This is a genomic window from Sinomonas susongensis, from assembly GCF_005877005.1.
Lineage (GTDB): Bacteria > Actinomycetota > Actinomycetes > Actinomycetales > Micrococcaceae > Sinomonas > Sinomonas susongensis.
On the sequence record NZ_SSNH01000001.1, the window covers coordinates 164,024 to 189,087 of the forward strand.

31 protein-coding genes are annotated in these 25,064 nt (G+C 67.5%); 26 read left to right on the forward strand and 5 right to left on the reverse strand.

The window, feature by feature from the left end:
• Positions 1-113: 113 nt before the first annotated feature.
• Together tuf and E6A21_RS18265 are read left to right on the forward strand one after the other, a co-directional pair.
• Positions 114-1,304, forward strand: coding sequence for an elongation factor Tu (gene tuf / locus E6A21_RS00750; RefSeq protein ID WP_138442229.1), 1,191 nt, complete (start codon positions 114-116; stop codon positions 1,302-1,304).
• 144 nt (positions 1,305-1,448) lie between these two features.
• Positions 1,449-1,574 (forward strand): hypothetical protein, encoded by a 126-nt coding sequence (locus tag E6A21_RS18265; protein WP_281281540.1) that lies wholly within the window; start codon positions 1,449-1,451, stop codon positions 1,572-1,574.
• Here E6A21_RS18265 and E6A21_RS00755 read toward each other — a convergent pair whose 3' ends face one another.
• The 5 genes from E6A21_RS00755 to aroA all read right to left on the reverse strand — a co-directional run bounded on the left by E6A21_RS00755 (position 1,575) and on the right by aroA (position 10,202).
• On the reverse strand, positions 1,575-3,017 hold the full coding sequence (locus E6A21_RS00755) for a GH1 family beta-glucosidase (RefSeq protein WP_138442231.1): 1,443 nt from the start codon (positions 3,015-3,017) through the stop codon (positions 1,575-1,577).
• An 84-nt stretch (positions 3,018-3,101) separates the two neighbouring features.
• A complete protein-coding gene (locus tag E6A21_RS00760) occupies positions 3,102-5,120 on the reverse strand; it encodes an oxidoreductase (protein ID WP_138442233.1) in 2,019 nt (672 codons plus the stop codon).
• Positions 5,120-5,941, reverse strand: a complete 822-nt coding sequence (locus E6A21_RS00765; RefSeq protein WP_138442235.1) for an SDR family oxidoreductase — start codon at positions 5,939-5,941, stop codon at positions 5,120-5,122. Before E6A21_RS00765 ends, E6A21_RS00760 begins: the two co-directional genes overlap by 1 nt.
• Positions 5,938-7,134, reverse strand: a complete 1,197-nt coding sequence (locus E6A21_RS00770) for an acyl-CoA dehydrogenase family protein (protein WP_212745853.1) — start codon at positions 7,132-7,134, stop codon at positions 5,938-5,940. Before E6A21_RS00770 ends, E6A21_RS00765 begins: the two co-directional genes overlap by 4 nt.
• Positions 7,131-10,202: a 3-phosphoshikimate 1-carboxyvinyltransferase gene (gene aroA, locus E6A21_RS00775; RefSeq protein ID WP_138442237.1), complete on the reverse strand. Its 3,072-nt coding sequence runs from the start codon at positions 10,200-10,202 to the stop codon at positions 7,131-7,133. The genes E6A21_RS00770 and aroA overlap by 4 nt, the downstream gene beginning before the upstream one ends.
• Before the next feature lie 547 nt (positions 10,203-10,749).
• Between aroA and rpsJ the strand changes: the two genes are divergently transcribed.
• The 24 genes from rpsJ to E6A21_RS00895 all read left to right on the forward strand — a co-directional run bounded on the left by rpsJ (position 10,750) and on the right by E6A21_RS00895 (position 25,022).
• A complete protein-coding gene (rpsJ, locus tag E6A21_RS00780; RefSeq protein WP_043119398.1) occupies positions 10,750-11,058 on the forward strand; it encodes a 30S ribosomal protein S10 in 309 nt (102 codons plus the stop codon).
• Between the two features lie 21 nt (positions 11,059-11,079).
• Complete coding sequence (gene rplC / locus E6A21_RS00785) at positions 11,080-11,730, forward strand: 50S ribosomal protein L3 (protein WP_138442239.1); 651 nt, start codon at positions 11,080-11,082, stop codon at positions 11,728-11,730.
• Between the two features lie 4 nt (positions 11,731-11,734).
• Positions 11,735-12,358 (forward strand): 50S ribosomal protein L4, encoded by a 624-nt coding sequence (rplD, locus tag E6A21_RS00790; protein WP_138442240.1) that lies wholly within the window; start codon positions 11,735-11,737, stop codon positions 12,356-12,358.
• Positions 12,355-12,663 (forward strand): 50S ribosomal protein L23, encoded by a 309-nt coding sequence (gene rplW, locus E6A21_RS00795; RefSeq protein WP_043119394.1) that lies wholly within the window; start codon positions 12,355-12,357, stop codon positions 12,661-12,663. Before rplD ends, rplW begins: the two co-directional genes overlap by 4 nt.
• Positions 12,664-12,693: 30 nt before the next feature.
• Positions 12,694-13,533 carry a 50S ribosomal protein L2 gene (rplB, locus tag E6A21_RS00800; RefSeq protein ID WP_138442241.1) on the forward strand — a complete coding sequence of 280 codons (840 nt, stop codon included), beginning with the start codon at positions 12,694-12,696 and terminating at the stop codon, positions 13,531-13,533.
• A 12-nt stretch (positions 13,534-13,545) separates the two neighbouring features.
• Positions 13,546-13,827 carry a 30S ribosomal protein S19 gene (rpsS, locus tag E6A21_RS00805; RefSeq protein WP_043119392.1) on the forward strand — a complete coding sequence of 94 codons (282 nt, stop codon included), beginning with the start codon at positions 13,546-13,548 and terminating at the stop codon, positions 13,825-13,827.
• Positions 13,828-13,884: 57 nt separating this feature from the next.
• Entirely contained in the window at positions 13,885-14,250 is a 366-nt protein-coding gene (gene rplV / locus E6A21_RS00810) for a 50S ribosomal protein L22 (RefSeq protein ID WP_138442242.1), read from the forward strand.
• Positions 14,251-15,093 carry a 30S ribosomal protein S3 gene (rpsC, locus tag E6A21_RS00815; RefSeq protein WP_138442243.1) on the forward strand — a complete coding sequence of 281 codons (843 nt, stop codon included), beginning with the start codon at positions 14,251-14,253 and terminating at the stop codon, positions 15,091-15,093.
• Entirely contained in the window at positions 15,094-15,510 is a 417-nt protein-coding gene (rplP, locus tag E6A21_RS00820) for a 50S ribosomal protein L16 (protein ID WP_043119388.1), read from the forward strand. It begins immediately after the preceding gene.
• 2 nt (positions 15,511-15,512) lie between these two features.
• Positions 15,513-15,854, forward strand: a complete 342-nt coding sequence (gene rpmC / locus E6A21_RS00825) for a 50S ribosomal protein L29 (RefSeq protein ID WP_138442653.1) — start codon at positions 15,513-15,515, stop codon at positions 15,852-15,854.
• Complete coding sequence (gene rpsQ / locus E6A21_RS00830) at positions 15,851-16,153, forward strand: 30S ribosomal protein S17 (RefSeq protein WP_138442244.1); 303 nt, start codon at positions 15,851-15,853, stop codon at positions 16,151-16,153. Before rpmC ends, rpsQ begins: the two co-directional genes overlap by 4 nt.
• Before the next feature lie 588 nt (positions 16,154-16,741).
• Positions 16,742-17,110, forward strand: coding sequence for a 50S ribosomal protein L14 (rplN, locus tag E6A21_RS00835; RefSeq protein WP_043119386.1), 369 nt, complete (start codon positions 16,742-16,744; stop codon positions 17,108-17,110).
• A 3-nt stretch (positions 17,111-17,113) separates the two neighbouring features.
• On the forward strand, positions 17,114-17,476 hold the full coding sequence (rplX, locus tag E6A21_RS00840; protein WP_138442245.1) for a 50S ribosomal protein L24: 363 nt from the start codon (positions 17,114-17,116) through the stop codon (positions 17,474-17,476).
• Positions 17,476-18,054, forward strand: a complete 579-nt coding sequence (gene rplE, locus E6A21_RS00845; RefSeq protein ID WP_138442246.1) for a 50S ribosomal protein L5 — start codon at positions 17,476-17,478, stop codon at positions 18,052-18,054. The genes rplX and rplE overlap by 1 nt, the downstream gene beginning before the upstream one ends.
• A 77-nt stretch (positions 18,055-18,131) precedes the next feature.
• Complete coding sequence (rpsH, locus tag E6A21_RS00850; protein WP_136610743.1) at positions 18,132-18,530, forward strand: 30S ribosomal protein S8; 399 nt, start codon at positions 18,132-18,134, stop codon at positions 18,528-18,530.
• Between the two features lie 19 nt (positions 18,531-18,549).
• A complete protein-coding gene (gene rplF, locus E6A21_RS00855) occupies positions 18,550-19,086 on the forward strand; it encodes a 50S ribosomal protein L6 (protein ID WP_138442247.1) in 537 nt (178 codons plus the stop codon).
• A gap of 2 nt (positions 19,087-19,088) precedes the next feature.
• Positions 19,089-19,472 carry a 50S ribosomal protein L18 gene (rplR, locus tag E6A21_RS00860; RefSeq protein ID WP_138442248.1) on the forward strand — a complete coding sequence of 128 codons (384 nt, stop codon included), beginning with the start codon at positions 19,089-19,091 and terminating at the stop codon, positions 19,470-19,472.
• 38 nt (positions 19,473-19,510) lie between these two features.
• Positions 19,511-20,161: a 30S ribosomal protein S5 gene (gene rpsE / locus E6A21_RS00865; RefSeq protein ID WP_171041236.1), complete on the forward strand. Its 651-nt coding sequence runs from the start codon at positions 19,511-19,513 to the stop codon at positions 20,159-20,161.
• 3 nt (positions 20,162-20,164) lie between these two features.
• Entirely contained in the window at positions 20,165-20,371 is a 207-nt protein-coding gene (gene rpmD / locus E6A21_RS00870) for a 50S ribosomal protein L30 (protein WP_138442250.1), read from the forward strand.
• Positions 20,371-20,871 carry a 50S ribosomal protein L15 gene (rplO, locus tag E6A21_RS00875; RefSeq protein WP_138442251.1) on the forward strand — a complete coding sequence of 167 codons (501 nt, stop codon included), beginning with the start codon at positions 20,371-20,373 and terminating at the stop codon, positions 20,869-20,871. The genes rpmD and rplO overlap by 1 nt, the downstream gene beginning before the upstream one ends.
• 306 nt (positions 20,872-21,177) lie before the next feature.
• On the forward strand, positions 21,178-22,500 hold the full coding sequence (secY, locus tag E6A21_RS00880; protein ID WP_138442252.1) for a preprotein translocase subunit SecY: 1,323 nt from the start codon (positions 21,178-21,180) through the stop codon (positions 22,498-22,500).
• Positions 22,497-23,081, forward strand: a complete 585-nt coding sequence (locus E6A21_RS00885; RefSeq protein WP_138442253.1) for an adenylate kinase — start codon at positions 22,497-22,499, stop codon at positions 23,079-23,081. Before secY ends, E6A21_RS00885 begins: the two co-directional genes overlap by 4 nt.
• Positions 23,082-23,210: 129 nt before the next feature.
• Positions 23,211-24,038, forward strand: a complete 828-nt coding sequence (gene map / locus E6A21_RS00890) for a type I methionyl aminopeptidase (protein WP_138442254.1) — start codon at positions 23,211-23,213, stop codon at positions 24,036-24,038.
• Between the two features lie 60 nt (positions 24,039-24,098).
• A complete protein-coding gene (locus E6A21_RS00895; RefSeq protein WP_138442255.1) occupies positions 24,099-25,022 on the forward strand; it encodes an NADP-dependent oxidoreductase in 924 nt (307 codons plus the stop codon).
• The last annotated feature ends 42 nt before the right edge of the window (positions 25,023-25,064 follow it).

The window sequence follows — 25,064 nt, forward strand, 5'->3', positions numbered from 1 at the left end:
ACGCCCCGCGAATTTTACGAAAGAATCAGCCCCCCAGTAGACTTGCAAGAGTTTCAGTTGCGACAAGCGCGGCTGGAGGCAGTCTTCTTAAGAAACCTTCATAGGAGGAACCAGTGGCGAAGGCAAAGTTCGAGCGGACTAAGCCGCACGTCAACATCGGCACCATCGGTCACGTCGACCATGGCAAGACCACGTTGACCGCTGCCATTTCCAAGGTGCTTGCCGACAAGTACCCGGACCTGAACGAGAAGCGTGACTTCTCGTCGATCGACGCGGCTCCGGAGGAGCGCCAGCGCGGTATCACGATCAACATCGCCCACATCGAGTACCAGACGGAGAAGCGTCACTACGCTCACGTCGATGCTCCGGGCCACGCCGACTACATCAAGAACATGATCACCGGTGCGGCTCAGATGGACGGTGCGATCCTCGTGGTCGCCGCGACCGATGGTCCGATGGCCCAGACCCGCGAGCACGTTCTGCTCGCCCGCCAGGTCGGCGTTCCCTACCTCCTGGTCGCGCTGAACAAGGCTGACATGGTCGACGACGAGGAGCTCCTTGACCTCGTCGAGATGGAGGTCCGCGAGCTCCTGTCCTCGCAGGGCTTCGACGGCGACAACGCTCCCGTCGTCCGCGTCTCCGGCCTCAAGGCCCTCGAGGGAGACCCCAAGTGGGTCAAGTCCGTCGAGGACCTCATGGACGCCGTCGACGAGAACGTTCCGGACCCGGTTCGTGACCGCGACAAGCCCTTCCTCATGCCGATCGAGGACGTCTTCACGATCACCGGTCGTGGCACCGTCGTGACGGGCCGCGCCGAGCGTGGCACGCTCGCCCTCAACTCCGAGGTCGAGATCGTCGGTATCCGCCCGATCCAGAAGACCACGGTCACGGGTATCGAGATGTTCCACAAGCAGCTCGACGAGGCATGGGCCGGCGAGAACTGCGGCCTTCTCCTCCGCGGCATCAAGCGCGAGGATGTCGAGCGCGGCCAGGTCGTCGTCAAGCCGGGTTCGATCACCCCGCACACCGACTTCGAGGCGAACGTCTACATCCTCTCCAAGGACGAGGGTGGGCGTCACAACCCGTTCTACTCGAACTACCGCCCGCAGTTCTACTTCCGTACCACGGACGTGACCGGCGTCATCACCCTCCCCGAGGGCACCGAGATGGTCATGCCTGGCGACAACACTGAGATGACCGTTCAGCTCATCCAGCCGATCGCTATGGAAGAGGGCCTCGGCTTCGCCATCCGTGAGGGTGGCCGCACCGTTGGCTCGGGCCGCGTCACGAAGATCATCAAGTAGTCTCTTCGAGATCTTCGAGGCCGGTAGCAGGCCTTAGCTGAGGAAAACCCCGTCGCAGCACTGCGGCGGGGTTTTCCTTTTGCGCTGCTACGGTAGGAACGCCGGCAGCAGCACAGCCGGCGCACCCGAGGGAGGAAACGCGCCGTGGCCTGGATCATCGTCATCGCCCTGGTCATCGTGATCGTGGGCGGCTATTTCAGCATCCGGAAGAACTTCAAGAACGAGATCGAGCGCGCACGGCGCATCCGCCGCTCCAATCGAGGGGAATAGCTACGTCCCAGACCCCGCCCGCGCTGCGGTGAGCTGCCGTAGCCACTCGAACGAGGCCTTCGGCGTCCGCTCGAGGGTGTCGAAGTCGACGTGGACGAGTCCGAAGCGCTGGGTGTAGCCCGCGGCCCACTCGAAATTGTCGAGGAGGGTCCACACGAACCAGCCGGCCAGCCGAACCCCCTCCGCCGGTCCGCCTGGAGCCACGGACCGCAGTGCCGACTCGAGATGTGCGGCGAGGTAGTCGATCCGCTCGCTGTCGTCGATCGGCCCGGCCGCAGTAGCGGGCTCGGGAAAGCTCGCGCCGTTCTCGGTGATGAGGACCGGCGGAAGCGCGTCGCGGTAGCGATGGCGCAGCTGGACGAGCAGGGTCGCCAGGTGTGCGGGCGCGATGGGCCAGCCGAATCCGGTGCGGGGGAGTTCTGGAAACTCGGCGAGGTGGAACGGGAGCCGTTGGAGGGCGGCGACAGGGCGGTGCTGCCCGTCGGGCGCCCTCGGCGTTTTCGAGGCGCCGGCGCCGATGCGGACGGGGTAGTAGTAGTTGAGGCCATAGAAGTCGAGCGGCTCGTGGATGACGTCGAGGTCGTCGGGCCGCACCGCGCGCACGAGCGGCGCGAAGTCGCGCTTCGCGATCCACGGGACACGCGGGTATCGGCCCAGCAGGATCGGATCGGCGAAGAGGCGGTTGAAGATGACGTCGAAGAGGCCCGCGTGGAGACGGTCGAGCGGGCCCCATGATTTCGCCGACACGGGCGCATGGAGGTTGGTGATCCCGATCCTGCCGTCGCGGGTCGCTGCGCGCAGCGCCTGGACCGCGAGTCCGTGCGCGAGGAGCTGGTGGTGGACGGTGGGCAGGGCTTCGTAGAGGAGCTGCTTCCCGGGGGCGTGAACGCCGAGGGCATATCCGTTGAGGGTGACGGTCACGGGCTCGTTGAGGGTGACCCACTGGTCCACGCGGTCGCCCAGCCGGCGTCCCGCCTCCTCGGCGTATTCGGCGAACCGCCCCGCCGTCCCCCGGGAGAGCCACCCTCCGTCCTGCTCGAGGGGGAGTGGGGTGTCCCAGTGGTACAGGGTCACGATCGGGCGGATGCCGGCGTCGACGAGCCAGTCGAGGAGCCGCTCGTAGAAGGCCCAGCCCTTCTCGTTCCAGGCACCCCGGCCCTCTGGCTGGACGCGAGGCCACGCGATCGAGAGGCGGTACGCATCGACCCCGAGGCGCGCGAGGAGGGCAAGGTCCTCGTCGGCGCGATGATAGTGGTCGTCGGCGACGTCGGGGGAGGCGCCATCGGCGATCATCCCCGGGGAGCGCGCGAAGGCGTCCCATCCCGACGGGCCCCGGCCGTCGTCGTCGACCGCTCCCTCGATCTGGAAGGCGGCCGTCGCGACGCCGAGCGTGAAGCCCGGCGGCAGCAGGGCTGCCAGACGGTCGACGGCGGGGCGCGGCATGGGCCTATCATCGCGCCGAGCGCGCCGCTTGGCCATCGCCGAAGCGGGGGTTCGCCCGGAATCCCGGGCTCGGCACCGCTGGCTTCAGTGTGCTGCGGCGGGCGCGCCGGCCAGCAGTGCCGCGATGGCGGTTCCCGCGCGGAGCCCGTCGTCGAACGCGCGGACGGCGTTGAGCCCGCTCGCGTCCCGGGCGCCGCCGATCACGGTGTACGGGACACCCTCGAGCGCGAGCCCTTCGGCGAGCGAGGCGTGGGGCTCCTGCCCGGCGGCGAGGATCACCGTGTCGCCGGGGACGAGCTCAAGGGCACCGTCCGGATCGGTGATCTCGACGCCGTCGGCCGTGATCCTGCGGTAGCCCACCCCGGTGAGCGTCCGAACGCCGGCGGCGCGGAGCTCGGCGAGGACGGCCCAGCGGGTCGAGGGGCCGATTCCTGCCCCGATCCGCCCGCTGCGGCGCATGATGGCGATCTCCCGCCCCGGGTCCGCCTCCGCCAGCAGGTGGGCGAGGTCGACGGCGATTCCGCCGCCGCCGACGATCGCCACGCGGCGGCCCACCCGGGCCGGCGCCGTGAACGCCTCCCGGTAGTCGAGGACGTGTCCCAGCTCAGCGCCCGGGATCCGTACTCTGCGGGGCACGACGCCGGTCGCGACCACGACATGCGAGTAGCCCGCGAGGTCCGCCGGTGTCGCCGGGGTACCGGTGAGCACCCGGACGCCGAGCCCCGGAAGGAGGTTCTCGAAGTATCGGATGGTCTCGAGGAAGTCGGACTTCCCCGGCACCCGGCCGGCTAGCTGGAACTGGCCGCCGATCGCGTCGGCCGCCTCGTACAGGTCCACCCGGACCCCGGCGGCGGCGAGGGTCGCGGCCGCCTGCAGCCCCGCGGGCCCAGCGCCGACGACGGCGGCCTGTCCGGGCCCGCTGACCGGAGCCTGTGAGGGTGCCTCTTCTGACCGGGGCAGGGCGGGCAGCGGGATCGGCGGGTAGGCGAGCTCGCGCCCGGCCCTCGGATTGACGAGGCACGAGACGGGCTCGTCGCCGAACGAACGGTCGAGGCACGCCTCGTTGCAGCCGATGCACGTATTGACGAGCGGGAGCAGCCCCGCGCGCGAAGTCTCGATGATGCGCGGGTCCGCGAGGAAGGGCCGGGCCATGGCCACGAGGTCCGCGTCGCCGCGGGCCAGCGCCTCCTCTGCCAGGGCGACGGAGTTGACCCGGTTGGACCCGATGACCGGAGTCTCGAACCCGGCCGCCCGGATGGCCGTCCGCACGCGCCGGGCCACACTGAGCCAGTGCCCGTGCGGGACCAGGGCCTGGACCGTGGGAACCGTCGATTCGTGCCAGCCGACGCCCACGTTCAGCGCGTCGGCGCCCCCGGCAGCGAGCGCGACAGCCAGGTCGTCGAGCTCGCGGTCGGTGCTCGAGCCGTCCATGAGGTCCGTGCCCGAGGTCCTGACAATGACGGGGAACTCCCGTCCGACGGCCTCCCGCACCGCGGCGAGGACGGCAAGCGGGAAGCGGCGCCGTCGCCCGGCGTCGCCGCCCCACGCGTCGTCCCGCAGGTTGGTGAGCGGAGAGACGAACTGGTTGATGAGATAGCCCTCGGACGCCATGATCTCGACCGCGTCGAAGCCGAGTTCCTTGGCACGGCGGGCGCCCGAGGCGAAGTCGGCAATGGTGCGCCGGATCTGCTCCTCGTCCATCGCCTCCGGCTCGCACCGGGAGAAGCGGCTGTAGACCGCCGACGGCGCGAGGGGCCTCAGGCCGAAAGTGGCCTCGAACGCGTAGCGGCCTGCGTGGAAGAGCTGCAGCGCGAGATGGCCGCCGGCCTCGTGGACGGCGGCCGCGGCACGCGTGAGTGCCGGGGCGGACTCCGGCTCGTTGAGGAGCGCGAAAGTCCGGCCCCCGGAACCCTCGCGGTTCACCGCGGCGCCGCCCGTGATGATGAGGTCGGCCCCGCCGAGCGCCCGCTCGCGGTAGAACTGGGCGAGCGCGGCTCCGCCGTCGTCGGTGCGCTCGAGGTTGAGGTGCATCGAACCCATGACGATCCGGTGCTTCAACTCGAGCGTGCCGACTCGCGTCGGCGTGAACGCGCGCTCCGACATCAGCGCGTGGGCCGTTCGGGGATGCTGATCGGCTCGCTCGTCTCGTAGAAGTACGGCGGCGCGGCGACCGTCATGCCGCCGTCGACCACGAGGGTCTGGCCGGTGATGTAGTCCGAGGTGGGTGAGAGCAGGAACTCGATCGCGTTGGCCATGTCCGCGATGGTGCCCGGGCGCCCCTTAGGGATCTTCGAGATAACCGAGTCCATGGGGGCCTGTCCGGGGACGTTGTAGAAGTACTCGAGCGAGTCGGAGTCGATGAGCCCGCCGTTGACGGCGTTCACGTTGATGCCGTAGGGAGCGAACTCCACAGCCATGTAGCGGACAAATGACTCTACCGCGGCCTTGTAGGAGCCGAGCGCGGCGTAGGTCGGGAATGCGCGCTGGCTTCCGTAGCTCGTCACTGCGACGATGCGGCCGCCCTGGTCCATGAGCTTCACGGCCTCCTCGCTGCCGAGGACGAACGGTCGCACGTTCATGGCGTACGAGCGGTCGAGGTGGTGCGTGCGGAGCTCCATGACGCGCTTGAAGGCAGCCGCGGCCGCGTTGTTCACGAAGTAGTCGAGCCGCCCGTACGTCTCGGCGACCATGTCGAAGAGGCGCACGATGTCCTCGGGGTTCTCGACGTCGGCCTGGACGGCGATGCCGTCGCCGCCGAGCTCCTTGAGGCGCTCGACAACGTCCTGGGCGAGCCCGACGTTCTTCTTGTAGTTGACGACCACCTTCGCGCCGCCGGAGGCGAGCTGCTCGGCGAGCTGACGCCCGATGCCCCGGGAGGCCCCGGTGATGAGGGCGATCTTGTCTGCGTGGACCTTGTCCGTCACTTCGTCTCCTTCGCGGCAGCGCGGCGGAACACGTCCCGCGCCACAACAGTCTTCTGGATCTCGTTCGTGCCCTCCTCGAAGCGCTGCGCCCGAGCGTCCCGGTACACGCGCTCGATGGTCTGGGTCTTCCAGTACCCGAGTCCACCATGGACCTGCAGGGCCTTGTCCGTCACGCGCGTGAGCATGTCGACCGCGGTCATCTTGGCCATGGACGAAAGGGCTCCCGCGGATTCGCGCCCCTCCTGCCATTGTTCGGCCGCGTGGAGGACGAGCGCCTTCGCCGCCTCGATGTCCGCCTCGTTCTCGGCGATCTGGAACGCAATCGACTGGCGTTCGGAGAGCTGCTTGCCGAACGTCACGCGGCGCAGGGCGTAGTCGACGGCGAGCTCCTGGGCGCGCTCCGCGAGGCCGACGCAGCTCATGGCGACCGAGATGCGGCTGGGGGTGAGGAAGCCTCCGAGGGCCACGGCGAGGCCGTCGCCCTCCTCGCCCAGCCGGTTGGCGACGGGAACCGGAGTGTCGGCGAAGACGAGCTCCGCGTGGTCCGTGCCCCGCACCCCCATGGTCTCGGACGTGTCCAGCACGGTCGCGCCCGGGGCGTGCCGGTCGACGAGGAGCGCCACGGTGCCGTGTTTGCCCGTGCTGCCCTCGAGCCGGGCGAAGAGGAGCCAGTAGTCGCAGCGGACGCCGAACGTGATGAGGTGCTTGCGTCCCGTGAGGTAGTACGTGTCGCCTTCGCGCCGCACGGTGCTCGTGATGTCCGCGCCGGTCCCATTGCCCGGCTCCGTGAGCGTGAAGGCGACCTTGATGTCGCCCGCGATCGAGGGCTTGACGAAGCGCTCCCGCTGGTCGTGGTTCGCGAACGGGTTCATGGCACGCCACGTGCCGTTCACGACGTGCACGATCATGCGGACGGAGGCGTGCGAGCGGGAGAAGACCTCCATGAGGCCCATCCACTGGACGAAGCTCAGGCCGTGGCCGCCGAGCTCCACGGGGGCCGCTAGCGAGAGGAACCCTCGCTCCCTGAGCTCTGTCCACAGCTCCTCGGGGACCTCGCCCGAGGCCTCGATGCGCTCGGCCCACGCCTCGCCGGGGCCGCGGACCCACGCCTCGACCTCGGCCCTGAGCCGCTCGTACTCCGCTTCGGTGAGGGAGCTGCCGCGCCCGTCGAGAGTGATGCTGGTGATGGTCACTTGCTTCCTCCGTGGTCTGCCCGCTGCGGCGTCAGGTTCCTGGCCTGTTCCCGGAGCAGGTACTTCTGGATCTTGCCCACCGCGTTGCGGGGGAGCGCGTCCACGATCTCGAGCCGTTCAGGCCAATAGTGCTTGGAGACCTGGTGCGCGTCCAGATACTCCTGCATCTCCTCGAAGGTCAGCCTGCCGTCCGGGGCCGGCACCACGAACGCGCACGCGCGCTCGCCGAGCCGCTCGTCCGGTATGGCCGCGAGGGCAACGTCCTCCACGAGCGGGTGCTCGAACAGGAGCTGCTCGATCTCCGCGACCGGGATCTTCTCGCCGCCGCGGTTGATCACGTCGCGGACCCTGCCCGTGATGCGCAGGAACCCGGCCTCGTCGATGATGCCGAGGTCGCCCGTGCGGTACCACCCGTCCTCGGTGAAGGCGGCGGCGGTGAGGTCCGGACGGTCGAGATAGCCCTCGAACATCGTGGGGCTCTTGAGCTCGAAGGTGCCTTCGACGCCAGAAGGGAGGGGGTGCCCGTCGTCGGTCACGATCCGCAGCTTCACGCCGTCGAGCACACGGCCGTCCGTGCCCCACATCTTGACGGGCTCGTCCGCCGGGGTGGCAAGAGCCCCGAGGCACGTCTCGGTCGTGCCGAACGCGCCGCACACGGATGCGCCGAGCACTCGGGTCGCCCGCTCGGCGAGCGCACGTGGCACGGCGGCGCCGGTCACGACGAAGATGCGCAGGCTCTCGGGCACCTGGCCAGTCTCCTCGACCTTCTTCAGGAGGTCCATGAGGAACGGCGTGGCCGCCTGCACGAACGTGACGCGCCAGCCCTGCATCGCGTCGAGGGCCCGCTGCGGGTCCCACACCTCCTGCACGACCTGGGGTGCGCCGAGCACGAACGCGAGCCACATGCCGTAGAGGAAGCCGGTCTGGTGGGCGAGCGGCGAGGGGATGTAGACCGTGTCGTCGCCGGTGAGGCCGAGGTGGCGGGCCTCCATCGCCGCCGCGCGGCTCAGCACGGAGTGCCGCTGGAGGACCGCCTTGGGCTCGCCGGAGGTGCCCGACGTGAACAGCAGCTGTGCGTGGGCGGAGGCGTCGGGTGCGAGGGCGTCGAGGGCCTCGCGGTCGACGACGACGCGGGCCAGGGCTTCGTCCCAGTCGTGCCATTCGGGGGCGCCCTCGTCACTTCCCGTGGCTGTGGCGGCGTGGCCCGCAGGGGCCGCGTCGCCGTCGTCGTCGGAGATGACGACGACGTGCCGCAGCATGAGCGGGAGGTCCGACCCGCCGTCGTCCTCGCCCCGGATGATCGAGGCGAGTTCGTCGGCATGGCGGCGGCCCCGGAACGAAGCCGGCAGAATGACGACCTTGGCCTGGGAGCGCCGCAGCGCGAAGGAGACCTCGCGCTCGCGGAAGATGGGCATGATCGGGGCGATGACGGCGCCGATCCTCGCAGCAGCGACCGCGCATCCGACGAACTCGGCGCGGTTGGGCAGCTGCACCGCCACGCGGTCGCCGGCGCCGACGCCAAGCTGGGTGAGGAGCGTGGCGATGCGGTCGGCGCGTTCGTCGAGCTCTGCCCAGGTGCGGTGCTCCGTGACACGCGGTCGGACGGCGACGACGGCGCTCGCGTTCGGCTTCTCGGCCGCCCATCGGCGGACCCAGTCCCCGCCGGGCACGGCCGCCGCGGCGTCGACGTCGCGCTGGGTGGCGATCCGCCGAGCGCTGTCTCGCGCGGCCCGCGCCGCGGGCTTCTTCGGCTCAGGCCGGCGCACCGGGCCGTCCTCGACCCGCATGGACAGTCCGAGGGAGTTCATTGCCGTGAGGAACTCCGGGTAGGAGATCCGGTAGGCGTTCGGGTAGGTCAGGGTCGACCGGCCCTCGGCAGCGGAGGCCGCGACGGCGAGCGACATGAGGACGCGATGGTCGTTGAACGAGGAGAGATCGGCCGCCACGAGCCGGCGCACGCCTCGGACCCGCAAGTCGTTGCCGTCGATGCGGAGGTCTCCGCCCATTCCGTTGAGCTGGAGCATCGCGGCCACGCGGTCCGACTCCTTCAGGCGGACGTGGGCGACGTTGCGGAAGACGCTCTCGCCGTCCGCGAAGGTGGCGAGAGTGGACAGGATCGGCAGCATGTCGGGGACGGTCCGGCAGTCCACCTCGATGGGGGAGAGGCGCAGCCCGTCGTGCCGGACGCGGACTGCGTCCACGGAGGGGTCGTAGGCCATGGGGAGGCCCATCGCCGAGACGATGTCGAGGAAGTCCGACTCGGGGTGGTCGGACTCGCCCGCACTCGTCTTCCGCAGGCCGTGGAGCACGACGTCGGCGGGCTGCAGCGCCGCGGCGGCAAGCCCGAAGGCCGCTGAGCCTATGTCCGGCGGCATCACGAGGTCGGCCGGAACGGGCACCTGGTTCGGCTCGATCTCGTAGCGGCGCCAGTCCTCGGAGACATTCACGTGCAGGCCGAACCGGCGCATCATGCTCACCGTGAGCTCGATGTAGGTCCGCTCGTTGAACTCGCCCTCCACGGTGATCGTGGTCGGGCCGGTGGCAAACGGCGCGAGCAGGATGAGCCCGGAGATCCACTGCGAGAGAGTCCCGGCGATGTGGACGTCGCCGCCCGTCGGGCGGTGGCCACGGACGCGGATGGGCGGGCAGTCGTCGGGGGAGGAGACGTCGGCGCCCATCTGGCGGAGAGCGGCGAGGAGGGGACCGATGGGGCGGCGCTGGAAGTACTTCTGCCCCGTGACGATGACGTCGGACTCGCTGAGGGAGGCGAGGCCCACCATGAAGTACAGGGTCGTGCCGGAACTGCCGGCCGAGACGGACTCGCGACGCGGCCGGTAGGGGCCGCCTTCGACTACGAACGTGTCGCCTACGACGTCGATGCGCGTGCCGAGTCCGCGAAGCAGGCCGACGGTGTACTGGACGTGGCGGGCATCCGTGAGTCCTCGGATCCGGCTCACCCCCGGTGCAAGCGAGGCGAGGATGAGCGCTCGGTGGGCGTGGTACTTGGAGTTGGGGACGAAAACCTCGCCCTTGACTGGTGCGGACGTTCCGAGGACGGAGAGATGCATGGGTTTGCCCTTTGCGCGAGGGCCGCAGGAGGCGGGGAACCCCAGCGGCATTCAATTAGGATCCCTAATCATTTTCCGGAACCGAAACTAGTAAGGGAAGCGCTGGATAGGCAAGGGCCCATCCGCATCGTGGTCAGATTGCTGTCGCAGGGAGGTCGCCTGAGGCTGTCTTCCCTGGTGTCTTCCAGCCGCACTCCCGGTCGTGGCCGCCCCTCGGGCTCGCGATTGGCCTTCCCGGCTGATCTCTGGCAGACTAGATGAGTTGTTCAAGCGCTCCTTCGCGTCCCGATCCGGATAATGCCGGGTGCAGGGTCCAAGCTGGAGACCAAATATGACCCACCTCCGCAGAGAAGCTACGGGTACGTGCGCGTGAAAATCGCGACACGCCCGACCGCGGGGGTCGGAGGGCCGGCTGACTGAGGAACCCGGGATTGCCCGGATTCAGCCAGTGCGGCCTGTGGTGGCCTCGACCTTGAATGCCTCGGCAGCCACGGATAGCTGAAACCGAACAGTGCAGCACTGACGACATGAAAGAGAGTCAGACGATATGGCGGGACAGAAGATCCGCATCCGGCTGAAGTCGTATGACCACGAGGTCATCGATACTTCCGCCCGGAAGATCGTTGAGACGGTCACGCGCGCAGGCGCAACGGTGGTCGGCCCCGTGCCACTGCCCACTGAGAAGAACGTGTACTGCGTTATCCGTTCTCCGCACAAGTACAAGGACAGCCGCGAGCATTTCGAAATGCGCACGCACAAGCGGCTCATCGACATCATCGATCCGACCCCAAAGGCCGTCGACTCGCTCATGCGCCTCGACCTGCCGGCGGACGTCAACATCGAGATCAAGCTCTAGTAGGGAGGTGCTGAGAGAACTATGACCGCAACCCGCAACGTCAAGGGCCTGCTGGGCACGAAGCTCGGCATGACCCAGGTCTGGGACGAGAACAACAACGTCATCCCCGTCACTGTCGTCAAGGCCGACACGAACGTCGTGACTCAGCTCCGCAACGCTGAGACCGACGGCTACGTGGCCGTTCAGATCGGCTACGGCCAGATTGACCCCCGCAAGGTCACCAAGCCGCTCGCCGGCCACTTCGAGAAGGCCGGGGTCACCCCGCGCCGCCACCTCGTCGAGGTCCGCACCGCGGATGCCGAGGACTACGCGCTCGGCCAGGAGCTCTCCGTCGAGCAGTTCGCCGCCGGTCAGAAGATCGACGTCGTCGGCACGACCAAGGGCAAGGGCTTCGCCGGTGTCATGAAGCGCCATGGCTTCGCCGGTGTCTCCGCGTCGCATGGTGCCCACAAGAACCACCGCAAGCCCGGTTCCATCGGTGCTTGCGCCACCCCGGGCCGCGTCTTCAAGGGCCTGCGCATGGCGGGCCGCATGGGCAACGAGCGTCAGACGACGCTCAACCTCACGGTCCACGCTGTCGACGCCGAGAAGTCGCTGCTCCTCATCAAGGGTGCCCTTCCGGGGCCCCGCGGCTCGGTCGTCCTCGTCCGCACCGCTGTGAAGGGAGCCTGAACTCATGGCTAACGCAACTGTGAATGTCGATCTCCCCGCAGAGATCTTCGACGTCCAGACCAACGTGCCGCTGCTGCACCAGGTTGTCGTCGCCCAGCTGGCCGCTGCACGCCAGGGCACGCACAAGGTGAAGAACCGTGGCGAGGTCTCGGGTGCCGGCCGCAAGCCGTTCAAGCAGAAGGGCACGGGCCGTGCCCGCCAGGGTTCTGTGCGCGCTCCGCACATGACCGGCGGCGGCGTCGTCCATGGCCCGACCCCGCGCGACTACTCGCAGCGCACCCCCAAGAAGATGAAGGCCGCCGCGCTCCGCGGTGCCCTCTCGGACCGCGCCCGCAACGGCCGCATCCACGTCGTGGAGACCCTCGGCGGGGCTGAGAAGCCGAGCACGAAGGGCGCGATCGCGACCCTCAAGTCCATCACCGACCGCAAGAACATCCTTGTCGTTCTCGAGCGCGCCGAGGAGAACGCAGCCCTCTCGGTCCGCAACCTCCCCGAGGTCCACGCGCTCTACGCCGACCAGCTCAACACGTACGACGTGCTGGTCTCCGATGACGTGGTGTTCACCAAGGCGGCCTTCGACGCGTTCGTCGCCGATCGGGCGCCCAAGAACGAGGAGACCTCCAAGTGACTGCATCGAGCTACAAGGATCCGCGCGACGTCATCATCGCTCCGGTCGTCTCCGAGAAGAGCTACGGCCTGATCGACGAGGGGCAGTACACCTTCCTGGTGGACCCCCGCTCCAACAAGTCCGAGATCAAGAACGCGGTGGAGCAGATCTTCTCCGTCAAGGTTGCGTCGGTCAACACGGCCAACCGTGAGGGCAAGCGCAAGCGCACCAAGTTCGGCTGGGGCCAGCGCAAGGCAACCAAGCGTGCCATCGTCACTCTCAAGGACGGCAGCACGATCGACATCTTCGGCGGTCCGCTCGCCTGAGCGGAGACCACTTTAACGAGGAACAGGTAAATGGGAATCCGTAACTACAAGCCGACTACCCCGGGCCGCCGCGGCTCGAGCGTGGCCGACTTCGCAGAAATCACGCGCTCGACGCCGGAGAAGTCCCTGGTTCGTCCGCTCCCCAAGAAGGGCGGCCGCAACAACACGGGTCGTATTACCACCCGTCACCAGGGTGGCGGGCACAAGCGCCAGTACCGTCTGATCGACTTCCGTCGCCACGACAAGGACGGCGTCAACGCCCGCGTCGCGGAGATCGAGTACGATCCGAACCGCACCGCGCGCATCGCCCTCCTCCACTTCGTGGACGGCACCAAGCGCTACATCATCGCGCCGAACAAGCTCTCGCAGGGCGACTTCGTCGAGTCCGGTCCGGACGCCGACATCAAGCCCGGCAACAACCTGCCGCTCCGCAACATCCCGGTCGGTACGGTCATCCACGCCGTCGAGCTCCGCCCCGGTGGCGGCGCCAAGCTCGCCCGCTCCGCGGGTGCCTCGGTGCAGCTCGTCGCCAAGGAGGGCAAGTACGCCCAGCTCCGACTTCCTTCGGGCGAGGTCCGCAACGTCGACGTCCGCTGCCGCGCGACCGTCGGCGAGGTCGGCAACGCCGAGCAGTCGAACATCAACTGGGGCAAGGCTGGCCGCAAGCGCTGGAAGGGCGTCCGCCCGACCGTCCGCGGTGTCGCGATGAACCCGATCGACCACCCGCACGGTGGTGGTGAGGGCAAGACCTCCGGTGGTCGTCACCCGGTCAACCCGAACGGCAAGCCCGAGGGTCGCACCCGCCGCCCCAACAAGGAGAGCGACAAGCTCATTGTCCGCCGTCGTCGTACTGGCAAGAACAAGCGATAGGAGCCTGGACACATGCCACGCAGCCTGAAGAAGGGTCCTTTCGTTGACCAGCACCTCTTTGTGAAGGTCGCCCGGGAAAACGATAAGGGCACCAAGAACGTCATCAAGACCTGGTCCCGCCGCTCGATGATCATCCCCGACATGCTCGGGCACACGATCGCCGTGCACGACGGCCGGAAGCACGTCCCGGTCTTCATCACTGAGTCGATGGTCGGGCACAAGCTCGGCGAATTCGCCCCGACGCGGACTTTCCGCGGCCACGTGAAGGACGACAAGAAGGGCAAGCGCCGCTGACCCTGCCGTACGGCAGAGGGAAGCAGTGCTTGAACTTCGAGAAAGAGAAGGAAAGCAATGGAAGCCAAGGCAATTGCGCGCCACATTCGCGTAACGCCGATGAAGGCCCGGCGCGTCGTCAACCTTGTTCGTGGCAAGCAGGCGAATGAGGCTCTGGCAATCCTGAAGTTCGCCCAGCAGGCGGCTTCGGAGCCGGTCTACAAGGTGGTCGCCTCCGCGATGGCCAACGCGCGCGTCCTGGCCGACCGCGACGGTCTGCCCTTCGACGAGAGCGACCTCTACATCAGCGAGGCGTTCGTCGACGAGGGTCCGACGATGAAGCGGTTCCAGCCGCGTGCCCAGGGCCGCGCGTACCGCATCAACAAGCGCACCAGCCACATCACTGTGGTCGTGGCGACCCCCGAGAACGAGGAGGCCCGCTAAATGGGACAGAAGGTCAACCCGCACGGGTTCCGACTCGGCATCACCACTGACCACGTCTCGCACTGGTTTGCGGACAGCAGCAAGCCCGGTCAGCGCTACAAGGACTTCGTCCGCGAGGACGTCAAGATCCGCAAGCTCATGACCACGGGCATGGAGCGCGCCGGCATCGCCCGCGTCGAGATCGAGCGCACCCGCGACCGCGTCCGCGTGGACATCCACACGGCGCGTCCGGGCATCGTCATCGGCCGCCGCGGCGCCGAGGCCGACCGCATCCGCGGCGAGCTCGAGAAGCTCACCGGCAAGCAGGTCCAGCTGAACATCCTCGAGGTCAAGAACCCCGAGATCGAGGCTCAGCTCGTCGCCCAGGGCATCGCGGAGCAGCTCTCGAGCCGCGTCGCGTTCCGCCGCGCCATGAAGAAGGCCATGCAGTCGGCGCAGCGCGCCGGTGCCAAGGGCATCCGCGTGGCCTGCTCCGGCCGTCTCGGCGGCGCCGAGATGTCCCGTTCCGAGTTCTACCGCGAGGGCCGCGTGCCGCTGCACACCCTTCGCGCGAACATCGACTACGGCTTCTACGAGGCCAAGACGACCTTCGGCCGCATCGGCGTGAAGGTCTGGATCTACAAGGGCGATGTGACGTCCAAGGAGCTGGCTGCCCAGGCCGCCGCTGCTCCTTCGTCGCGCGGCCCCCGCGGCGACCGCCCCGGCCGCCCCGGTGGTGGCGAGCGCCGTCGTCGTCCGTCTGGCGACCGCCAGCCGCAGGCTGCCGCTGCTGAGGCAACCGAGGCCCCGGCCGCCGACGCTACCGCAGGTTCAGCGCAGCCTGCAGAAGGAGGAGAGGCTTAAATGCTTATCCCGCGTCGTGTGAAGCACCGCAAGCAGCACCACCCGGGTCGTTCCGGCGCTGCGACTGGCGGCACGAAGGTCAGCTTCGGCGAGTTCGGCATCCAGGCCCTTTCCCCGGCCTACGTGACGAACCGCCAGATCGAGGCCGCTCGTATCGCGATGACCCGCTACATCAAGCGTGGTGGCAAGGTCTGGATCAACATCTACCCGGACCGCCCGCTCACCAAGAAGCCGGCCGAAACCCGCATGGGTTCCGGTAAGGGTTCGCCGGAGTGGTGGGTCGCCAACGTCAAGCCGGGCCGGGTTCTCTTCGAGCTCGCCGGTGTGAACGAAGACGTGGCGCGCGAAGCGCTGCGCCTCGCCATGCACAAGCTCCCGTTGAAGGCGCGCATCGTGCGTCGCGAAGGTGGTGAATGAGAATGGCAGTCGGTTCGAAGGACCTGACCGCTGAGAAGCTCGACCAGCTGGACAGCGAGCGCCTCCTCGAGGAACTCAAGAAGGCGAAGGAAGAGCTGTTCAACCTTCGCTTCCAGTCGGCAACGGGCCAGCTTGAGAGCCACGGCCGCCTCGGCACCGTGAAGAAGGACATCGCCCGCATCTACACGGTCCTCCGTGAGCGCGAGCTCGGCATCCGTGTCGAGCCCACGTCCGCCGATGAGGGCCCGAAGGACGCAAAGAAGTCCAAGAAGGCTGCCAAGGCCGCGGCGAACGCCGAGGCCCAGACAGAGGCCACCACGGATGAAGCCGAGGAGGCCAAGTGAGCGAGGAGAGCAACGTGACGCAGAACGCCCCTGAGGCGGCGGCCGACGAGCGCGGCCACCGCAAGACGGCCCGCGGCTACGTCGTGTCCGACAAGATGGAGAAGACCATCGTCGTCGAGGTCGAGGATCGCGTTAAGCACTCGCTCTACGGCAAGGTCATCCGCCGCACCAGCAAGCGCAAGGCCCACGACGAGAACAACACCGCCGGCATCGGCGACCTCGTTCTCATCGCGGAGACCCGCCCGCTGTCCGCCACCAAGCGGTGGCGTCTCGTGGAGATCCTCGAGAAGGCCAAGTAGGCCTTCCCGGTTCGACACAGGGTTCCGAGCGGCCCGTCCCTCCAAGCGGAGGGGCGGGCCGCTCGCCTTTTTCCGTCTCGGGTACAGCTACTCCCTCCCTCTACCGTTTCGGGTACGGCTACTTCCCTCCCTGGAGGCTTTCGGGTACGGCTACTTCGGTGCCCGCCCGCGTTGGCGCACGACGGCGCGGCTTGGCCAGCGCAGTTGGCGTACCCGAGATGGGGGACGGGTGGAGTTTCTGTACCCGAGACGGGGGAGGGGGCCTGTGTAAAGGGGCTTCGTCGTTTCGTGCTACGATATTGAGCTTGTACGACTGCATTCGGCGTGCCTTCTGCAGGTCCCTCGGGGCTGGAAGGACGTACCGCTGCCAGGCGTGCAGTACCTCGTGAACCATCGTGCCACCGCATAATGCCCTCCCGCGTGCCCACGCTCGGGCCAGTCGGAAGGGGTCCATTGCCTCTGGCACGGTGATTCAGGCCCGTACTGGCAACATCCAGACGGGTCGAGAGACACCCCGACAATCCGTTCCGCAAGGCTCGGCGCAAGCTGCACCGCGACCTGAGAACCAGCGTGACGTAAGGAGTAACAGTGATTCAGCAGGAGTCGCGGCTCAAGGTCGCCGACAACACGGGTGCGAAGGAAATCCTCACCATCCGCGTTCTCGGTGGTTCGGGCCGCCGCTACGCAGGTATCGGCGACGTCATCGTCGCCACCGTCAAGGACGCGATCCCTGGCGGCAACGTCAAGAAGGGCGACGTGGTCAAGGCCGTCGTCGTCCGTACGAAGAAGGAGCGCCGCCGCGCGGACGGCTCCTACATCAAGTTCGATGAGAACGCGGCAGTCATCCTCAAGAACGACGGCGACCCCCGTGGAACGCGCATCTTCGGCCCGGTCGGCCGCGAGCTGCGCGACAAGAAGTTCATGAAGATCGTCTCGCTGGCTCCGGAGGTGCTCTGACTCATGGGCGCAAAGATCAAGAAGGGCGACCTGGTCCAGGTCATCACCGGCACCAAGCAGGACAAGGGTGGTGACAAGGGCAAGCAGGGCAAGGTCCTGAAGGTGTTCCCCGCAACGGGCCGCGTGCTCGTCGAGGGCATCAACCGCGTCACCAAGCACACCAAGGTCGGCCAGTCGCAGCGCGGCACCAAGACCGGCGGCATCGAGCAGGTCGAGGCCCCGATCCACGCTTCGAACGTGGCTCTCGTGGACCCCGAGACCAAGAAGCCCACCAAGGTCGGCTTCCGCGTCGAGACCGTGGAGAAGGACGGCCGTCAGAAGACGGTGCGTGTCCGCTACTCCAAGGCCACTGGGAAGGACATCTGATGACTGAGACTGTCGATACTCCGGTCAAGATCGTGCCCCGTCTCAAGGCGAAGTACGCGGAGAGCGTGAAGGCCTCGCTGCAGGACGAGTTCAACTACGTCAACGTCAACCAGGTCCCGCGCCTGGTCAAGGTTGTCGTGAACATGGGCGTCGGCGACGCTGCCAAGGACTCGAAGCTCATCGAGGGCGCTGTGCGCGACCTGACCCTCATCACGGGCCAGAAGCCGCAGGTCACGAAGGCCCGCAAGTCGATCGCCCAGTTCAAGCTCCGTGAGGGCATGCCGATCGGCGCCTTCGCGACGCTTCGCGGCGACCGCATGTGGGAGTTCGTCGATCGCCTGGTGACCCTCGCGCTGCCCCGCATCCGCGACTTCCGCGGCCTCAGCGGCAAGCAGTTCGACGGCAACGGCAACTACACGTTCGGCCTCACCGAGCAGGTGATGTTCCACGAGATCGATCAGGACAAGATCGATCGCCCCCGCGGCATGGACATCACGGTCGTCACGACCGCCAAGACCGACGACGAAGGCCGCGCGCTGCTCAAGGCGCTGGGTTTCCCGTTCAAGACCGAAGACTGAATCACTACGTGACAGGTCCGCGCGAGCCTCACATGGTCTCGCTGCGGAAACCGTCATGAGGAAGGGCACGAGCCCACATGACTATGACTGATCCCGTCGCAGACATGCTTACCCGTCTGCGCAACGCCAACTCGGCCTACCACGACGAGGTTGCAATGCCTTCGTCGAAGCTCAAGGTGCGAGTTGCCGACATCCTCAAGGCCGAGGGCTTCATCGCCGGCTGGAAGGAAGAGGACGCAGAGGTCGGCAAGAAGCTGACCCTTACGCTCAAGTTCGGTCCGAACCGCGAGCGCTCGATCGCCGGCGTCCGCCGCATCTCCAAGCCGGGTCTCCGCGTGTACGCGAAGTCCACGAACCTCCCGCACGTGCTGGGCGGCCTCGGCATCGCCATCCTGTCCACCTCTTCGGGGCTTCTGACTGACCGTCAGGCTTCTAAGAAGGGCGTGGGCGGCGAAGTCCTCGCGTACGTCTGGTAAGGGAAGGAAAGAAGAAGATATGTCCCGCATTGGACGTCTCCCCATCACCGTCCCGACCGACGTCGAGGTGAAGATCGACGGCGCCGTTGTCACCGTCAAGGGCGGCAAGGGCGAGCTCACGCACACCGTGGCGACCCCGATCGAGGTCAACCTCGACGACAGCACGCTCTCGGTGACGCGCCCGAACGACGAGCGCCTCTCGCGCTCGCTGCACGGCCTCACTCGCACGCTCCTCGCCAACATGATCGAGGGCGTGACCAAGGGCTACGAGAAGAAGCTCGAGATCGTCGGCACCGGTTACCGTGTGCAGGCCAAGGGCTCGGACCTCGAGTTCGCGCTCGGCTTCTCCCACCCGGTCACCGTCGCTGCCCCTGAGGGCATCGCGTTCACCGTCGAGGGCCCCACTAAGTTCACCGTGTCCGGCATCGACAAGCAGCGTGTCGGCGAGGTGGCTGCCAACATCCGCAAGCTGCGCAAGCCTGATCCCTACAAGGGCAAGGGCATCCGTTACGCCGGCGAGGTTGTCCGCCGCAAGGTCGGAAAGGCTGGTAAGTAACCATGGGTCTGAGCATCAACAAGAAGCGGCCGGCGAAGTCGCGTACGGCTTCTCGTTCGCGTCGCCACATCCGCCTGCGCAAGCGCGTCGTCGGCTCCGCCGAGCGTCCGCGTCTCGTCGTATCGCGGTCGTCCCGCCACGTGTTCGTCCAGGTTGTCGACGACAGCAAGGGCATCACCGTCGCGTCGGCGTCCACGCTCGAGGCTGACCTCCGTGCGTTCGAGGGCGACAAGACCGCCAAGGCCAAGCGCGTCGGCGAGCTCGTCGCCGAGCGTGCCAAGGCTGCCGGTATCGAAGCCGTCGTGTTCGACCGTGGTGGCAACAAGTACCACGGCCGGATCGCTGCGATCGCAGACGGCGCACGGGAAGGCGGGCTGGCACTGTGACCGTCGAGAACAACGAGAAGGACAACGTGTCTGAGAATGTGACCGAGGGCGCCGCTGAGGCTGCCGCCCCCGCCAACGAGGACCGCCGCGGCGGCCGTCGTGGCGAGGGTCGGGGTCGCGGCGACCGTGGTGGCCGTGGTGGCCGCGACGGCGGCCGTGACGCCGAGAAGAGCCAGTTCGTCGAGCGTGTCGTGACCATCAACCGCGTGGCCAAGGTCGTCAAGGGCGGCCGTCGCTTCAGCTTCACCGCCCTCGTGGTGGTTGGCGATGGCAACGGCACCGTGGGCGTCGGCTACGGCAAGGCCAAGGAAGTTCCCGCGGCCATCGCCAAGGGCGTCGAGGAGGCCAAGAAGTCCTTCTTCCGCGTCCCGCGCATCGGCACGACCGTTCCGCACCGTGTGCAGGGTGAGGCCGCCGCAGGCGTCGTCATGCTGCGTCCGGCTGCTCCGGGTACCGGCGTTATCGCCGGCGGCCCGGTGCGTGCCGTCCTCGAGTGCGCCGGCATCCACGACGTTCTGTCGAAGTCCCTGGGTTCCTCCAACGCCATCAACATCGTCCACGCGACGATCGAGGCGCTGAAGGGTCTCGAGGAGCCGCAGGCTGTCGCCGCCCGTCGTGGGCTGCCCCTGGAGGAGATCGCGCCGGCCGCTATGGTCCGCAACATCGAGAACCAGAAGGCAGGTGCATGAGTCATGGCGAAGAACCTGGCTCCCTCCGACGCCACGTTGGAGATCACCCAGATCAAGGGCGTCATCGGCGCCAAGCAGAACCAGCGCGAGACGCTGCGCTCCCTGGGCCTCAGGCGCATCGGTCACACTGTCGTCCGCAAGGCCGACGCCGTGACCGTGGGCATGATCAACACGGTTCCGCACCTCGTGAAGGTTGAGGAGGCGAAGTAATGACTGAGAACCAGACGGAGCGGAGCTCCGAAACGAGCGAGAAGAGCACGGGCAAGAGCACGGCGCTCAAGGTTCACCACCTGCGTCCTGCCGCTGGCGCCAAGACCGCGAAGACCCGTGTGGGTCGCGGTGAGGGTTCCAAGGGCAAGACCGCCGGTCGTGGCACCAAGGGCACGAAGGCCCGCTACCAGGTCCGTGCGGGCTTCGCGGGTGGGCAGCTTCCGCTGCACATGCGCCTGCCGAAGCTTCGCGGCTTCAAGAACCCCTTCCGGGTCGAGTACTCGGTCGTCAACCTCGAGCGGCTCGTCGAGCTGTTCCCCGAGGGTGGCACCGTGGGTGTCGAGGAGCTCATCGCCAAGGGTGCCGTACGCAAGAACCAGCCCGTCAAGGTGCTGGGCAACGGCGACGTCACCGTGAAGCTCGACATCACCGCGCACGCGTTCTCGACGTCCGCCGCCGAGAAGATCGCCGCCGCCGGCGGCTCCACGACCGTCCTCTGACGATCCCCGGAGCCCAGCCGACGCTGTGAGCATGAGGGCCCCTGCGGCCGTCGTTGGTTTGAAACCACGACGGCGGCGGGGGCCCTTCCCTTTGAGGCGGCCCGTAGCCCGCGAGGCGGGCGCAGCGGACGACGGCGGCGGGACCCCTTCATTTGCCTCGCGCCGAGGCACCTGCACACCCTTGCGCAGCCAACGGAATTATCTGCTCCGGGCGCGGGCAAGTTAGACTCGGTAGCTGTACCTTGCTCGCTGCATCCCCCTGCACGAGCCCACACCCTACGTTCCTCGTGATCGGGGAGGAGAAGCGTGCTTTCTGCCATCGTCCGGGCTTTCCGTACGCCGGACCTGCGGCGCAAGCTGCTGTTCACGGTGGGCATCATCGCCATCTTCCGTCTCGGCGCGTTCATCCCCTCGCCGGGGGTCAACTACAGCAACGTCAAGACGTGCCTCTCGCCGCTAGTGAGCGGCCAGAGCCAGCAGCAGGGCATCTACCAGCTCATGAACCTGTTCAGCGGCGGTGCGCTGCTCCAGGTTTCGGTGTTCGCGCTCGGCATCATGCCGTACATCACCGCGAGCATCATCGTGCAGCTGCTGCGTGTCGTGATCCCGCGTTTCCAGGAGCTCTACGACGAGGGCCAGGCCGGGCAGACGAAGCTCACTCAGTACACCCGCTACCTCACGATCGCCCTCGGCCTGCTGAACGCGACGACGCTTGTCTCGCTGGTCCGCTCGGGGCAGCTGTTCCCCAACTGCCAGCTGCAGATCATTCCGGACCAGAGCATCGTCACGACGATCCTCATCATCATCACGCTCACGGCGGGCACAGGACTCATCATGTGGATGGGCGAGCTCGTGACGGAGAAGGGCATCGGCAACGGCATGTCGCTGCTGATCTTCACGTCGATCGCCGCGAACTTCCCGGCATCGCTCGGCGCGATCTGGACCTCGAAGGGCCCCGGAACGTTCTTCATCGTGCTCGTGATCGGCCTCGTGACGATGGCACTGGTCGTCTTCGTCGAGCAGTCCCAGCGCCGCATCCCGGTCCAGTACGCGAAGCGGATGATCGGCCGGCGGACGGTTGGCGGCACGACCACGTACATTCCGGTCAAGGTCAACATGGCCGGCGTCATCCCCGTCATCTTCGCCTCGTCGATGCTGTATCTGCCTGCCCTCGTGGCGCAGTTCAACACTCCGAAGGACGGCTCGAACATCCAGCCGTGGGTCGAGTGGATCAACAACAACCTGACCAAGGGCGACCACCCGGTCTACATGATCATCTACTTCCTGCTGATCATCTTCTTCACATACTTCTACGTCGCGATCACCTTCAACCCTGAAGAGGTCGCCGACAACATGAAGAAGTACGGCGGCTTCATCCCCGGCATCCGGGCTGGCAAGCCGACTGCGGACTACCTGCAGTACGTACTTTCACGCATCACGCTGCCGGGCTCGCTGTACCTCGGCATCGTGGCGCTGATCCCGCTGATCGCCCTCGTACTGGTCCAGGCCAACACGAATTTCCCCTTCGGTGGAACGTCGATCCTCATCATGGTTGGCGTGGGCCTCGAGACGGTCAAGCAGATCGATGCACAGCTCCAACAGCGACACTATGAAGGACTCCTGCGATGACGAGAATGCTGCTCATTGGCCCCCCTGGTTCCGGCAAGGGAACGCAGGCCGAACGGATCTCGGAACGGCTCGGCATCGTCGCCATCTCGACCGGGGACATCTTCCGTTTCAACGTCAAGGAGCAGACCCCGCTCGGCATCGAGGCGAAGAAGTACATCGACGCGGGCGACTTCGTCCCTGACAGCGTGACGAACAGCATGGTCCGCGACCGCCTCTCGCAGGATGACGCGCGCGAGGGCTTCCTCCTCGACGGATACCCGCGGACCGTGGCGCAGGTCGAGTACCTCGACGAGATCCTCGCCGAGGAGGGCACCCAGCTCGACGTCGTCCTCCAGCTCACGGCCGACGACGAGGAGCTCGTGCGCCGTCTCCTCGGCCGGGCCAAGGAGACGGGTCGGAGCGACGACAACGAGGGCGTCATCCGCCATCGCCTCGAGCTCTACCACACGCAGACTGAGGCGGTCGTGTCGCGCTACGACGAGCGAGGCATCCTCACGAAGGTCGACGGAATCGGCCCCATCGACGAGGTCACCGAGCGCGTGCTTGCCGCCATCAAGAACAACGCCGCGGACCCGGCCTGAGCCGGATCCTGGGCACCGCCTGACAAATGACGACGGCGCCGCCCGTCCCCCTGCTTGGCCCCGCACTCAGCCGGGGCCTGGCATGCGGGTGGGCAGGCGCCGTCGACCGCTTTCTGTGAGAGGAACCCTGTGATCGGGCAGCGGAAGATCGAGTACAAGAACAACGGTCAGCTTCGCATCATGGCGGAGGCCGGGGTGCTGCTGAGCCGTGCCCTCGACGCCGCCGTCGCTGCCGTGGCGCCGGGTGTCACGACGGACGAGCTGGACGCGGTGTTCGCCGAGGTGGTCGACGCTGCGGGGGCGCAGTACAACTTCCTGGGCTACTTCGGCTACCCGAAGCACATCTGCGTGTCCGTGAACGAAGAGGTGGTGCACGGCATCCCGGGCCCGAGGACCCTCAAGGAGGGCGACATCCTCTCTATCGACGGCGGCTGCGTCGTGCGGGGCTGGAACGCGGACTCGGCGCGCACGGTCATCGTCGGCAACGGCGACCCGGAGGACGAGCGGCTCTCCGAGATGACGCGGCAGGCGATGTGGCACGGCATCGCGGCGTTCGCGAAGGGGACCCACGTGGGCGACATCGGGGACGCGATCGACGACTTCGTGACCGCCCAGCCTGGGGCGCCCCTCGGAATCCTCGAGGACTACGTGGGCCATGGCATCGGCTCCGAGATGCACATGGCACCGGATGTCCTGAACTACCGCACCGGTCACCGCGGGCCCAAGATCAAGCCCGGCCTCGCCCTCGCGATCGAGCCGATGCTCGTGCGCGGATCCATCGAGACCCGCGTGCTCGACGACGAGTGGACGGTCGTCACGACCGACGGCACCCGTTCGAGCCAGTGGGAGCACTCCGTGGCCCGGCACGAGCGCGGAATCTGGGTGCTGACAGCCGAGGACGGCGGAGCCTCGGAGCTCGAGCCCCTCGGCGTGACCCCGGTGCCGATCCCGGCGTAGGCCGGCCCCAAACCGAGCCTGACGGGAATTCCCTGCGCCCGCGGCACGTTCGGGACAGACGTGAAGGCGATTGCGTACGAACGATTCGGAAATGCAGATGTCCTCGAGCTGACCGAGGTCCCCGACGCCCATCCGGGCTCGGACTCGGTGCTCGTCGAAGTGAAGGCCGCGAGCCTCAACCCGGTCGACTACAAGGTTCGGCAGGGCTATCTCAAGGGCCTCATCGACACGGTCTTCCCGGTGATCCCGGCCTGGGACGTGTCGGGGGTCGTGGTCAAGACGGGGCTGGACACGCCCGAATTCAAGGTGGGGGACGAGATCCTCGCCTACGCCCGGAAGGACGTGATCTCGGGCGGAACCCTCGCGGAGCTCGTTGAGGTTCCGGTGCGGACGGCCGTCCACAAGCCCCGGGAGCTGAGCTTCGAGGAGGCCGCGGCGCTGCCCCTCGCAGGCCTCACCGCGCTCCAGACGGTGCGGCGTGCCGACGTGTCGGCCGGACAGACTGTGCTCGTCCACGCGGCGGCTGGCGGCGTCGGCTCGTTCGCGACCCAGCTCGCCATCCTTGCGGGCGCCCGCGTGATCGGGACGGCTTCCGAGCCGAACCACGAGTACCTGCGCACCCTTGGGGCCGAACCGGTCGCCTACGGCGAGGGCCTCGTCGAGTCGGCCCGGGCTCTCGCCCCGGAGGGGTTCGACGTCATCCTCGATTTCGTGGGCCAGGCTGCGCTCGAGACGGTACCCGCGCTCCTTCGGGAGGGCGGTGTCGTCGCGTCCATCACCGACAGCCGCGCGCGCGACGTGTACGGCGGCCAGTACATCTGGGTCCGGCCAGACCGGGCCAACCTCGCCGAACTCGCGGGACTCGCGGCGCGGGGGAGCCTCAAGATCGAGATCGCCGAGGTCTTCGACCTCCCCGACACCGCTGAGGCGTACCGGAAGCTCGAGACCGGGCATGTACGCGGGAAGATCGTCGTGCGCATCTGATCCCCGCTCAAGGCAGCTTCCGCGCGTGAGGCCGGCTGTGCT